Source organism: Amycolatopsis sp. La24, assembly GCF_029087445.1.
GTDB lineage: Bacteria > Actinomycetota > Actinomycetes > Mycobacteriales > Pseudonocardiaceae > Amycolatopsis > Amycolatopsis nivea.
Genome location: NZ_JARACH010000028.1, coordinates 13059 through 25484 on the forward strand (window position 1 = coordinate 13059; position 12426 = coordinate 25484).

Below are 12426 nucleotides of genomic sequence, written 5' to 3' on the forward strand. Positions count from 1 at the left end.
GAGGGCGAGCGCGCCCACGACCAGTGCCGACTGTTCGACCGTCGCGGCGAAGCCGGCGTTGACGGCGGGCAGCAACCCGACCCAGCAGTACGTCCCGGCAACGAAACGGCCCCTGGCATCCGCGGATACCAGGGGCCGTTTGTCAGCGAGAACCTCAGTCGTCGCCCTCGGGCAACGGTGTTCCGGTCGGCTTCTCGTCGGTCGGGACGTCCGGCTTGGCGGACAGTTCCGCGTCCGATTCGTCCAGCGACGGCGCGCCCGAGGCGACCAGTGCCGGCTCCGGCTTGCGCTTCACCGCGGTGAGCAGCAGCTGCGCGACGTCCACGACCTCGACCTTTTCGCTCGCCATGCCGTCGCTCTGGCGCGAGGTGACGCCGTCGGTGAGCATCACGCGGCAGAACGGGCAGCCGGTGGCGATCTTCGACGGAGCGGTGCCGAGCGCCTCGTCCACGCGCTCGACGTTGATCCGCTTGCCGATCTTCTCTTCCATCCACATCCGCGCGCCGCCCGCGCCGCAGCACATCGAGCGGTCGCCGTGCCGCGGCATTTCGCGCAGCTGCGCACCGGACGCGCCGACGAGCTCGCGGGGAGCGTCGTAGACCTTGTTGTGCCGGCCCAGGTAGCAGGGGTCGTGGTAGGTGACGTCCTCGGCGACCGGCGCGACCGGCGTCAGGTGCTTCTCCCGCACCAGGCGGTTCAGCAACTGCGTGTGGTGCACGACGTCGAACTGGCCGCCCAGCTCCGGGTACTCGTTGGCGAGGGTGTTGAAGCAGTGCGCACAGGTGACGACCACCTTGCGCGCCTTGCGTTCCCGGCCCTCGAACACCGAGTTCAGCACCTCGACGTTCTGCTGCGCCAGCATCTGGAACAGGAACTCGTTGCCCGCGCGGCGAGCCGGGTCACCGGTGCAGGACTCCTCCGAGCCGAGCACGGTGTACTTGACGCCCGCGATGTGCAGCAGTTCCGCGACGGCCCGCGTGGTCTTCTTCGCACGGTCCTCGAACGCACCGGCGCAGCCGACCCAGAACAGGTACTCCGCGTCGCCGAGGTCGCCGTCGAAGACCGGGACCTCGAAGTCGAGGTCTTCGGTCCACTGCAGCCGGTCCTTGGCGTTCTGGCCCCACGGGTTGCCCTTGTTCTCCAGGTTCTTGAACATGCCGTTCAGCTCCGTGGGGAACGACGACTCGATCATCACCTGGTAGCGGCGCATGTCCACGATGTGGTCGACGTGCTCGATGTCGACCGGGCACTGCTCGACGCAAGCACCGCAGGAGGTGCAGGACCACAGGACGTCCGGGTCGATGACGCCGCCGTCGTCGCCGACGAGCGCCTTCTGCGACTCAGCGATCGCGAGGACATCGATGCCCGCGTACATGTTGTCGCCGGACAGGCCGACCTCGTCGCCGGCCATGTCGCGCTTGCCGCCCGCGAGCAGGTACGGCGCCTTCGCGTAGGCGTGGTCGCGAAGCTGCGTGATGAGCAGCTTCGGCGACAGCGGCTTGCCGGTGTTCCACGCCGGGCACTGCGACTGGCAACGGCCGCATTCGGTGCAGGTGGAGAAGTCCAGCCAGCCCTTCCAGCTGAAGTCCTCGATCGCGCCGACGCCGAAGGTGTCCTCGTCCGGGTCCGCCTCTTCGAGGTCGAGCACCTTGCCCTTGCTCATCATCGGCTTGACCTTGCCGAGCGCGACGCCGCCGTCCGCCTCGCGCTTGAAGTAGATGTTGAAGAACGCGCTGAACCGGTGCCAGGCGATGCCCATGGTCATCGTGCGGGCCACGACGATCAGCCAGACCGTGGCGCTCATCAGCTTGATGAAGGCGAACACCGACACCAGCGCCGCGCTCGAGGGCAGCAGCTCGCTGAGCGGGTTCGAGACGAAAGCGGCCCAGGTCGGCGTCTCGTGGACGTGCATCGCGGCCTTGCCCGCGCGCACGCCGATGATGCCGATGCCCTCGACGATCACCACGGCCTCGACGAAGTAGGCCCACTTGAAGTTCGAGCCGGCGAAGCGCGACAGCCGGTCGGCCCGGCGCGGGTGGTTCAGCTGCCGGATGATCGCGAGCGCGACGCCGCCGACGACCGTGCCGACGCCGAGCAGCTCCATCAGGAGGCTCCACAGCGACCAGTCCTCGAGGATCGGCCAGCCCCAGGTCGGGACGAACACCTCGCCGTAGGCCTCGAAGAGCGCGAGCGACCCGATCAGGAAGCCCCACATGACCAGCCAGTGCCACGGGGCGACCTGGCGGAACTTCGCCATGCGGGTGTGCGCCGCGAACTCCTTGATGAGGGTCATCAAGCGCGCCATGAACGGGCCGTTGCGGGTGGCGTCCGGCTGGCCGAGCTTGATCACCCGCACGAAGCGGGCAATGGTCGCTATGAACATTCCCCAGGCGACGATGCCCAGGAGGACGGAAATCCCCCCGAGCGTCAGCTGTACAGCGCCCATCGTCGGGTGCCTTTCGTCCGGTGTGGTGGTGCCGCCGCGCGAGCGCGCCGGTGCCGAGCAGGGTAACGCTTCTTACTGATGGGTAACCGGTCCGACGGTCCCAAGTCCCACCGATGTGGTGCACGCCTCGCTAGCAAGTGGGACGATCGTTCAGGTACTTTATTGAGCTATGGGTGCTTACTTGTACCTCGCTTTGGCCATCGCCGCAGAAGTGACCGCCACGATTTCGCTCAAACTCTCCGAGGGCTTTTCCAAGCTGACGCCGTCGATCCTGGTGGTCGTCGGGTACGGGCTGGCGTTCTTCGCGCTGTCGCGGGTGCTGAAGCTCGGGCTGCCGATCGGGGTGGCCTACGCGATCTGGGCCGCGGCGGGCGTGGCGCTGGTCGCGCTGGTCGGCGTGCTGTTCTTGAAGGAGCCGATCAACCTCGCGGTGATCTCCGGGCTGGTGCTCGTGGTCGGCGGGGTGGTGCTCATCGAGGTCGGGAGCCAGTCGTGAAAATCCAGACCGACGGCCGCAAGGCGCGCGGCGAGAAGCGCCGGACGGAGATCATCGAGGCGACCCTGCGAGTGATCGAACGCGACGGCGTCGCCGGGGTCACGCACCGCACGGTCGCCGCTGAAGCGGGCGTGCCGACGACGTCCACGACCTATCACTTCTCCTCGCTGGACGACCTGCTCGTAGCGACGCTCATCTCGTGCGCGCGAGACATGGCGACCGAGGTGTACTGGATGATCGACCGCGCCCGGTCGCGCGGCAGCCGCGGTGCCGAAGAGGTGGCTGGCCTGCTCGCGGAGGCGCTGGGGCCGCGGCGTGGGCGCACGATGGCGGAGTACGAGCTGTACCTGCTGGCCGCGCGCAAACCCGAGCTGCGCCCGGCGGCGCGGCGGTGGCTGGATGTGTTGACGTCGATGGTCCGGCATGACGACGAGGTCGCGTTCCGGGTGTTTCTCGCGGGTATCGACGGGCTGCTGATCCAGGGGCTGATCGACGACGAGCCGCCGTCCGCGGAGGAGCTGCGTCCGGTGGTGGACTACCTGCTCAAACCCGCTTGAATTCGGTGGAGTTTCCCGGAGCCGGTCGGCTAGCTTGCCGGGCATGAGGGTCGTGGGTGAATACGAGGTCGACGACCGGCGGGAGCGGCTCGACCTCGACGTGCTGTGGGAATTCCTTTCCACCGAGGCCTATTGGGGCCGGTGGCGGACGCGAGAACAGGTGGAAGCGGCGATCGCCGGATCGTGGCGGGTCGTCGGGGCCTACTCGCGCGCGGACGGACGGCAGGTCGGCTTCGCCCGAGCCTTCTCCGACGGAGTGACCTCGGCGTATCTCGGCGACGTGTTCGTGGTCGAGTCCGCGCGCGGAAGCGGATTGGGCAAGGAACTCGTGCGCGAGATGATCGACCACGGGCCGGGAGCAGGCTTCCGCTGGATGCTGCACACCGCGGACGCGCACGGGTTGTACCGGCAGTTCGGGTTCGAGGAGCACACGAAGGGCCGGTTCCTCGAACGCGCGGGGGTCAACCGGGAGTCTCTCCGGTAGATCCATTGTGGACGAAGAGGGCGGCGGCCACGACGTCCCGGATCAACGTGTCGCCGGGTGCGCAGTTCTTGACCTTCCCGCCGACGACGTCCCACGTGTTCGGGTAGAGCTCGCGGTCCGCGCTGCGGAGCTGGACGAACGCGCGTCCCTTGGCGTTCAGGACGACTGCGCCAACCACGTCGGGTCGCGGTTGCTCAGCCGCAACCGCGACCCCGGACACCTCAGCCCTTGTTCTCGTAAACCGGCACCAACGTGGCCCGCCCGAGCGTGTGCCCGAACATGTTGAACCCCAGGAACGCGGGCGTAGCGTCCTCCGGCACCTCCAACGTCTCCACGTCCAGCGCGTGCACCACGAAGAAGTACCGGTGCGGCCCGTGTCCGGGAGGCGGCGCGGCGCCCAGGTACTGCCGAACCCCGCCGTCACCCTTAAGCGTGACCGCCGAATCGGGCAGCCCCGACCCAGCGGAGTCGCCCGCGCCAGCCTCCAGCGAAGTCACCGAAGCCGGGATGTTGAACACCGCCCAGTGCCAGAACCCGCTGGCAGTGGGGGCGTCCGGGTCGTACACCGTCACCGCGAAGCTGCGGGTGCCTTCCGGGAAGCCTTCCCACGCCAGCTGCGGCGAGCGGTCCTCGCCGCCGGCGCCGAAGATGCCCGAGAGGTGCGGCTGGGCCAGGGTCTCGCCGTCGGCGATGTCCGTGCTGCGCAGCGTGAACGAGGGAACCGACGGCAGGTAGTCGTACGGATTGGGCGGCTGGGGCATGGGTTCCTCCTGATCAACGGGGCTCTCCGGCCGCCAGGTTAGGACCCTGGCCCTCCGGTCGCCGCCTCAGGGATGTTTCGGGGGGTTTACCGGATGTCCCCGGGGGCCCGCACCTTCTAACGTCTCTCCAGACAGCCGAGAGTGGTACTGAGGGGAACTGACATGGCACGCCCGCTTCTGGCAGTGGCCGGCATCGCGGTGATCGGCGTTGGGGTGGCGATCGGATTCGGCGGGTGGGGGTTCGGTTCCACGGTTTCGCGGGACGCGACGCTGACGCAGGAGATCCGCGGGGTGAAGCTGGAGAACGGCTCCGGCGACGTGCGCATCCGCACGGCTCCCGGCGCGGCTCGCGTGCACCAGACCCTCCGCTACCACTTCAGCGGCGCGCCCGGCGACGCCTACCGCGTCGAGGGAGACCAGCTCGTCATCGTCGACTGCGGCCGCAACTGCACCGCCGACATGGAGCTGATCGTCCCGCCCGGAATTCCGGTCACGGGCAACTCCGATTCCGGCACGCTGGACTTCGCGGGCGTCGGCAGCGTCGACGTCACCGCCGATTCCGGGCAGGCGCGGATGCAGGACGTTCCGGGGCTGGTCAAGCTCCAGCTGGACAGCGGTTCGACGGAACTGCACAACGTCGGCGAGGTGCGGGTGCACAGCCAGTCCGGCCGGATCGAGGGCGACGGCCTGCGCGGGCCGGTCGACGTCTCCGCGGGCAGCGGGCGGATCGAGCTCACGCTGACCCAGCCCAACAACGTCAAGGCGCAGGCCGACTCCGGCCGCGTCGAGGTGTCCGTGCCGCGCTCCGGGTCCTACCAGGTCACCGGCAACAGCGAGAGCGGCCACCGCAGCATCGACATTCCGCAGAACTCAGGTCCGGACGCGAAGACGCTCGAGCTGAACACGGACAGCGGCAGCGTCACCGTCAAGGCCGTCTGAAGGGGAGAACAGACACATCATGCGCAAACTCGAAACGCGGCTGCTCGCCGCGGTGCTGGCGGGCGCGGTGGGGGCGTTCGCGATCACCGCGGCGGTCGGCCACTCGCCTGAACCGCAGGCCACGACGCCGGTCGCGGTGGTGGAAATCCCGGTGCAGCAAGGGGTCGTCCGGAACGCGGAGGCAGTCGTGCTCCGTACCGCGGCCGACGACGGGACGGCGCGGGTGCGCCGGGCATGAACCTGGCCGCCGCCGTGCTGACCCTGCTTCCGCTGGTCAGCGCACCGACCCCGGCGTTGACCTGGACGCCGTGCGGGACCGAGCAGGAGCCGACCGCGCAATGCAGCCAGGTCGAAGTGCCCATCGACCGCGCCCATCCGGAAACCGGCACGGCGCACCTCCCGCTCACCCGACTGCCCGCGGCGGACCAGCAGCACCGGATCGGATCGCTGCTGGTCAATCCGGGCGGGCCGGGCGGATCCGGGGTCGGCTTCGTGCGCTTCGGCGGACTCGACCCCAAGGTCATCGGCTCGGCGCGGAAACCGTTGCGGGACCGCTTCGACATCATCGGCTTCGACCCGCGCGGCGTGTGGTTCAGCGATCCGAAGATCAGCTGTGACCCGGCGAAGCTGCACGACCCGGAGATCGGTCTCTTCCCGGCCACCAGACAGCAGTACGACGCCTTCGTCGCGCACAACCGCGCGGCCGGCGAGGACTGTCTCGCCAAGACCGGCCCGATGCTCGGGCACGTCGACACCCAAAGCGCCGCCGAGGACATCGACGCGATCCGCGGCGCGCTCGGCGAGCAGAAGATCTCCTGGCTCGGCGTCTCGTACGGCACCGAACTGGGCGCGGTCTACGCGTCGAAGCATCCGGACCGGGTGCGCACGATGGTGCTCGACGGCGCGATCGACCATGCCCGGCCGATGCGGCAGGCGATGGTCGAGGAGGCCGCTGCCACCGAGGACGCCTTGCGGCGGTTCGCCGGGTGGTGCGACCGTTCGACGGGCTGCGCGCTGCACGGAAAGAACGCGCTCGCCCGCTACGACGACCTCGTTGCCCACGGCGCGTACGCGAAAGCGTTGGGCCGCAAGGCAACCGGCGAGGAACTGGCCTCCGGCGCGTACGGCTACCTCTATCTCCCCGCCGAGTGGCCCGAGCTGAGCCGCGCCCTGGCGGACCCGGACGCGAGCACGCTCGCCCAGCACGCGTCGTTCGCGAGCGAGACCTACGGCGCGTACCGCTCGATCGGCTGCCAGGACTTCCCGTCGCCGTTCACCGGATGGGCGGACCTGCGCGCGACAGCCGGGGTGATCCGCGCGGTCGCCCCGCACAGCTGGCGCTACAGCGAGTACTGGGACCTCTCCGCGGGCTGCACCGGCTGGCCGCTTCCCGCGCTGAACCCGCCGCAGCCGCATCCGGTGCGCGGAGCCCCGCCGATCCTCGTCGTGGGCGGTGCGCACGACCCGGCGACGCCGTTGCCGTGGGCCCGCGGGCTCGCCGCGAGCATCGACGGATCGGCGCTGCTCACGTACCTCGGCGACGGCCACACCGGGCTGCTCAACTCCGAATGCGTGCGGCGGGCCGAAGCCAGGTACCTGGTGAGTGGCGTCACACCGCCGCGGGGCGAATTCTGCGGGTGAACCCGGGAACAAGACCGGGGGGTCCGCCGTTATCCTGATAGCAAGGTTGAGCGCGGTCGGCTCAAGTCTGGAAAACCGGGCCGTGCGCGAGACCTCGAGAACCTGCTAAGAAGGTACTCAAGAGTGCCTCGAAACCGCAGGTCACGAACATAGCAGCAACCCAGTCCAGAACACGAGAGGAAGCACCATGGCGCGAGCGGTCGGCATCGACCTCGGCACGACCAACTCGGTCGTCGCCGTCCTTGAGGGCGGCGAGCCGACGGTCATCGCCAACTCGGAAGGCTCCCGTACCACCCCGTCCATCGTCGCCTTCGCCAAGAACGGCGAAGTGCTCACCGGCCAGCCGGCGAAGAACCAGGCCGTCACGAACGTCGACCGCACGATCCGGTCCGTGAAGCGGCACATCGGCACCGACTGGAAGACCGAGATCGACGGCAAGGCCTACACGCCGCAGGAGATCAGCGCGCGCGTGCTGATGAAGCTCAAGCGCGACGCGGAGGCGTACCTGGGCGAGGAGATCACCGACGCGGTGATCACCGTCCCGGCGTACTTCGAGGACGCGCAGCGGCAGGCCACCAAGGAGGCCGGCCAGATCGCGGGCCTGAACGTGCTCCGGATCGTGAACGAGCCGACCGCGGCCGCGCTGGCCTACGGCCTGGACAAGGGCGAGAAGGAACAGACCATCCTGGTCTTCGACCTCGGCGGCGGCACGTTCGACGTGTCCCTGCTGGAGATCGGCGAGGGCGTCGTCGAGGTCCGCGCGACCTCCGGTGACAACCACCTCGGCGGCGACGACTGGGACGAGCGCATCGTCACCTGGCTGGTCGACAAGTTCAAGGCCACCAACGGCATTGACCTGACCAAGGACAAGATGGCGCTGCAGCGCATCCGCGAGGCGGCCGAGAAGGCGAAGATCGAGCTGTCCAGCTCCAACTCCGCCAGCATCAACCTGCCCTACATCACGGTGGACGCGGACAAGAACCCGCTGTTCCTCGACGAGACGCTGTCGCGCGCCGAGTTCCAGAAGATCACCTCGGACCTGCTGGAGCGCACCCGTCAGCCGTTCAACAACGTCATCCGGGACGCGGGCATCGCGGTCGGCGACATCGACCACGTGGTCCTCGTCGGCGGTTCCACCCGCATGCCGGCGGTGTCCGAGCTGGTCAAGGAGCTGACCGGCGGCCGCGAGCCGAACAAGGGCGTGAACCCGGACGAGGTCGTCGCCGTGGGTGCCGCGCTGCAGGCGGGCGTGCTCAAGGGCGAGGTCAAGGACGTCCTGCTGCTCGACGTGACCCCGCTGTCGCTGGGCATCGAGACCAAGGGCGGCGTCTTCACCAAGCTGATCGAGCGCAACACCACGATCCCGACCAAGCGGTCCGAGATCTTCTCGACGGCGGACGACAACCAGCCGTCGGTGCAGATCCAGGTGTTCCAGGGCGAGCGCGAAATCGCCGCGGCGAACAAGAAGCTCGGCATGTTCGAGCTGACCGGTCTCCCGCCGGCCCCGCGCGGCGTGCCGCAGATCGAGGTCACCTTCGACATCGACGCCAACGGCATCGTGCACGTGACCGCGAAGGACCTCGGCACGAACAAGGAGCAGTCGATGACGATCACCGGCGGCTCCGCGCTGCCGAAGGACGACATCGAGCGCATGGTCAAGGACGCCGAGGCGCACGCCGAGGAAGACAAGAAGCGCCGCGAGGAAGCGGAGACCCGCAACCAGGCGGAGACGCTCGTCTACCAGACCGAGAAGTTCGTCAAGGACAACGACGACAAGCTGCCCGAGGACCTCAAGGGCAAGGTCAAGACCGCGATCGACGAGGCGAACGAGGCGCTCAAGGGCACCGACTCGGCCAAGATCCGCGAGTCCATCGAGAAGCTGAACACCGCTTCGCAGGAGATGGGCAGCGCGCTGTACGCGAACGCGGGCGCGGCCGGCGCCGAGGGCGCTCCGGGTGCCGAGGGCGCGGCCGGTGCCGCGGGCGACGCTCCGAAGTCGAAGGCGGACGACGTGGTCGACGCCGAGATCGTGGAAGAGGACGAGAAGAAGTGACCCCCCGCCACTCCGAGACCGAGGGCACTGGCCCCGAGGAACCGGTAGTCGTGCGGGATCGGCGACGGGTGGACCCGCAGACCGGCGAGGTCCGCCCGCCCGCCGTGGAGGAGACTCCGGCCGGTGAGGAGCCCGCGCAGCACGCGGGCCCCTCGCTGGGCGATTCCGTGGACGAAGCGGTTTCGGCCACCTCGGATGTCGAAAAGCAACTGTCCGAGCGCACTGCCGACCTGCAGCGTTTGCAGGCGGAGTACGCGAACTACCGCAAGCGGGTCGACCGCGACCGCGAGGCCGTGGTGCAGAGCGCGAAGGCGTCCGTGGTCGGCGATCTGCTGCCGCTGCTGGACGACCTCCAGCGTGCGGAGCAGCACGGCGACCTCACCGGCGCGTTCAAGGCGGTGGCCGACAAGCTGGTCTCCAGCCTGGAGCGGTCCGGCCTGGAAGCGTTCGGGGCCGAGGGCGAAGAGTTCGACCCGAGCATCCACGAGGCCGTGCAGCACACGACGTCCCCGGACGTGAAGGGCCCGACGGTCACCCTGGTGATGCGTCGCGGCTACCGCTTCGGCGAGCGGGTGCTGCGCGCGGCTCTGGTCGGCGTGACCGACCACGAGCCCGGCGAAGCCCCGGCGGGGCAGCCGGTCGATCCGCCGGTCGGCGGCGAACTGCCGCTCGACGGTTCGGTCGATGAGTCCGGCCAGCAGTAACAATCGGTTTGCAGCGAAAGGAGGAGACACCCGATGAGTGCTCGGGAGTGGATCGGCAAGGACTTCTACAAAGAGCTGGGTGTCTCCTCCGACGCGACCGCGGACGAGATCAAGAAGGCCTACCGCAAGCTGGCCAAGGAAAACCACCCGGACGCCAACGCGGGCAACACCGCGGCCGAGAACAAGTTCAAGGCCGTGTCCGAGGCGTACGGCGTGCTGTCCGACCCGGCCAAGCGCAAGGAGTATGACGAGGCGCGCACGCTCTTCGGCTCCGGCGGCGCGGGCGGATTCGGCGGCTTCCCCGGTGGCGGCGGCGCCGGCGGGTTCGACATGAGCGACCTGTTCAACCAGGCGGGCGCGCAGGGTCAGCAGGGCGGTTTCGGCGGGCTCGGCGACATCCTCGGCGGCATTTTCGGCCGCGGCCGGGGCGGGGCCGCCGGTGCCACGGCGAACCGGCCGCAGCGCGGCGCGGACGTCGAGACCGACGTGCGGATCGATTTCCTCGAGTCGGTCAAGGGCGCGACGCTGCCGTTGCGGCTGTCGAGCCCGGCCACCTGTTCCACTTGCGGCGGCAACGGCGCGAAGCCGGGCACTTCGCCGCGGGTCTGCCCGACCTGCAGCGGGTCCGGGCTGGTCAGCCGGAGCCAGGGCGCGTTCGCGTTCTCCGAGCCGTGCCAGGACTGCCGCGGCCGGGGCAAGATCATCGACGACCCGTGCCCGGAGTGCGGCGGCGAGGGCGTCAGCACCCGCACCCGCACGCTCACCGTGCGCATCCCGCCGGGCGTGAAGGACGACCAGCGGATCCGGCTGGCAGGCCAGGGCGAACCCGGCCGGGGCGGCGCGCAGGCGGGCGACCTGTACGTGCGCGTGCACGTGGCCCCGCACAAGCTGTTCGGGCGCAAGGACCTCAACCTCACGCTCACCGTGCCGGTGGACTTCACCGAACTCGCGCTGGGCACCACGGTCACGGTGCCGACGCTCGAAGGCAAGGTGTCGCTCAAGGTGCCCGCGGGTACCGCGAGCGGACGAGTGTTGCGAGTGCGCGGAAAGGGCATTCAGAAGCGGGACGGTGCGCAAGGCGACCTGCTGGTCACCCTGGAGGCGGCGGTCCCGGCGAAGCTCGACGACGCGGCGCGGTCGGCACTCGAGGCCTACGCCGAGGCGATGAAGGGCCACGACCCGCGGCCTGAGATCACCGAGTTGCTCGAAGGCAGGTGAGGGTGATGTTCGGCGGTAATCCGGGACTCCCGCACGGCGCGGACGAGGACACCCCGGTGTTCGTGATTTCGGTGGCGGCCCAGCTTTCCGGGCTGCACGCGCAGACGCTGCGCTCCTACGACCGGCACGGCCTGGTCTCGCCGGGCCGCACCGCCGGCGGCGGGCGGCGCTACTCGCTGCGCGACATCGCCCTGCTGCGCGAGGTCCAGCGCCTTTCGCAGGAGGACGGGGTCAACCTGTCCGGGATCAAGCGCATCATCGAACTGGAGAACCAGGTCGACGCGCTGCAGTCCCGGGTGCACGAGCTGACTGAAGAACTCGCCGCCGCGTACGCGGCCGCCGAACAAGCCGCCGCCGCGGTGCACGCGTCCTATCGCAAGGATTTGGTGCCGCTGCGGCAAACTACCTCGCTGGTGGTCTGGAAACCCAAGCGCCGCTGAGCATTTCTTCACGGCCCTCCCGCCTGGTGCGGGAGGGCCGTTTTACTGTCCTGAGTGGACTTCCGCGAGCGTGTGCAGGTCAGCGAACGCCTCCGCCAGATAGTCGTCGAGACTCCTTGAGGGATCGCTGATCCACGCCTGCGTGGCGTGATGGAACGTCGCCCATCCGGCATGTGCCGCCAGCCGCGCCAGCCGGTCCTCGACTCCGTGCTGCCGCAACGCCTCCGCGAGGGCTTCGGCGATGGTCGCCGCCTTGGCCAGATTGCGTTCGCGCAGCGTCGGCGTCGCGGCGATCAAATCGCGGCGCGGTTCGGCGAACGGCAGGTTGCGCTCCATGATCCGCCCGGCCTTCGTGAAGGCGCGCAGCAGGATTTCCAGCGGAGCAAGGCCTTCTGGGGCATCGGCGACCGACTGGGTGAGGTCCTCGCGCAGGTCGGCTTCGCCGTCGAAGAGCACCTCGCGTTTGTCCGGGAAGTGCCGGAAGAACGTGCGCTCGGTGACGCCTGCCCGCGCGGCGATCTCCGCGGTGGTCGTCTTGTCGAACCCGTTTTCCCGGTACAGCTCCAGCGCCGCCTGTTTGAGGCGGCTGCGCGCTTCTGCTCCGCTCCGTGGCACGTCCCGAGCCTACCCGGCTTTTGCGGCAGTGACTGACGCCACATTGCGTCAGTCACTGTCGCTACGCGTAGA

14 protein-coding genes are annotated in these 12426 nt (G+C 69.1%); 10 read left to right on the forward strand and 4 right to left on the reverse strand.

Annotation, left to right across the window (positions count from 1 at the left end; genetic code table 11):
• Positions 1-154 precede the first annotated feature (154 nt).
• Positions 155-2446, reverse strand: a complete 2292-nt coding sequence (locus PUT80_RS24935; RefSeq protein WP_037808921.1) for a (Fe-S)-binding protein — start codon at positions 2444-2446, stop codon at positions 155-157.
• Between the two features lie 169 nt (positions 2447-2615).
• Here PUT80_RS24935 and PUT80_RS24940 point away from each other — a divergent pair, with 169 nt between their 5' ends.
• From PUT80_RS24940 to PUT80_RS24950, 3 genes are read left to right on the forward strand one after another with little or no spacing between them, the layout of a single operon-like run.
• The gene (locus PUT80_RS24940) at positions 2616-2942 is read left to right on the forward strand and encodes an SMR family transporter (RefSeq protein WP_043831594.1); all 327 of its coding nucleotides are present in this window, start codon (positions 2616-2618) and stop codon (positions 2940-2942) included.
• Positions 2939-3499: a TetR family transcriptional regulator gene (locus PUT80_RS24945; RefSeq protein ID WP_009085017.1), complete on the forward strand. Its 561-nt coding sequence runs from the start codon at positions 2939-2941 to the stop codon at positions 3497-3499. The genes PUT80_RS24940 and PUT80_RS24945 overlap by 4 nt, the downstream gene beginning before the upstream one ends.
• Before the next feature lie 43 nt (positions 3500-3542).
• Positions 3543-3983, forward strand: coding sequence for a GNAT family N-acetyltransferase (locus PUT80_RS24950; RefSeq protein ID WP_037808918.1), 441 nt, complete (start codon positions 3543-3545; stop codon positions 3981-3983).
• On the opposite strand, the gene PUT80_RS24955 is transcribed toward PUT80_RS24950, so the two are convergent.
• Positions 3961-4161 (reverse strand): hypothetical protein, encoded by a 201-nt coding sequence (locus PUT80_RS24955; RefSeq protein WP_275293675.1) that lies wholly within the window; start codon positions 4159-4161, stop codon positions 3961-3963. The genes PUT80_RS24950 and PUT80_RS24955 overlap by 23 nt on opposite strands.
• A 43-nt stretch (positions 4162-4204) precedes the next feature.
• Positions 4205-4744 (reverse strand): YbhB/YbcL family Raf kinase inhibitor-like protein, encoded by a 540-nt coding sequence (locus PUT80_RS24960; protein ID WP_134727701.1) that lies wholly within the window; start codon positions 4742-4744, stop codon positions 4205-4207.
• A gap of 162 nt (positions 4745-4906) precedes the next feature.
• Here PUT80_RS24960 and PUT80_RS24965 point away from each other — a divergent pair, with 162 nt between their 5' ends.
• The 7 genes from PUT80_RS24965 to PUT80_RS24995 all read left to right on the forward strand — a co-directional run bounded on the left by PUT80_RS24965 (position 4907) and on the right by PUT80_RS24995 (position 11739).
• Positions 4907-5683: a DUF4097 family beta strand repeat-containing protein gene (locus PUT80_RS24965; RefSeq protein WP_037808915.1), complete on the forward strand. Its 777-nt coding sequence runs from the start codon at positions 4907-4909 to the stop codon at positions 5681-5683.
• A gap of 19 nt (positions 5684-5702) precedes the next feature.
• Positions 5703-5921: a hypothetical protein gene (locus PUT80_RS24970; protein ID WP_275293676.1), complete on the forward strand. Its 219-nt coding sequence runs from the start codon at positions 5703-5705 to the stop codon at positions 5919-5921.
• Positions 5918-7324: an alpha/beta hydrolase gene (locus PUT80_RS24975; RefSeq protein WP_275293677.1), complete on the forward strand. Its 1407-nt coding sequence runs from the start codon at positions 5918-5920 to the stop codon at positions 7322-7324. Before PUT80_RS24970 ends, PUT80_RS24975 begins: the two co-directional genes overlap by 4 nt.
• A gap of 187 nt (positions 7325-7511) precedes the next feature.
• Positions 7512-9377: a molecular chaperone DnaK gene (gene dnaK, locus PUT80_RS24980; RefSeq protein WP_043831585.1), complete on the forward strand. Its 1866-nt coding sequence runs from the start codon at positions 7512-7514 to the stop codon at positions 9375-9377.
• Positions 9374-10081, forward strand: a complete 708-nt coding sequence (gene grpE / locus PUT80_RS24985; RefSeq protein ID WP_275293678.1) for a nucleotide exchange factor GrpE — start codon at positions 9374-9376, stop codon at positions 10079-10081. Before dnaK ends, grpE begins: the two co-directional genes overlap by 4 nt.
• Before the next feature lie 33 nt (positions 10082-10114).
• A complete protein-coding gene (dnaJ, locus tag PUT80_RS24990; protein ID WP_037808903.1) occupies positions 10115-11299 on the forward strand; it encodes a molecular chaperone DnaJ in 1185 nt (394 codons plus the stop codon).
• A 5-nt stretch (positions 11300-11304) separates the two neighbouring features.
• Positions 11305-11739: a helix-turn-helix transcriptional regulator gene (locus PUT80_RS24995; protein WP_037808901.1), complete on the forward strand. Its 435-nt coding sequence runs from the start codon at positions 11305-11307 to the stop codon at positions 11737-11739.
• 42 nt (positions 11740-11781) lie between these two features.
• On the opposite strand, the gene PUT80_RS25000 is transcribed toward PUT80_RS24995, so the two are convergent.
• On the reverse strand, positions 11782-12354 hold the full coding sequence (locus PUT80_RS25000) for a TetR family transcriptional regulator (protein ID WP_275293679.1): 573 nt from the start codon (positions 12352-12354) through the stop codon (positions 11782-11784).
• Positions 12355-12426 lie beyond the last annotated feature (72 nt).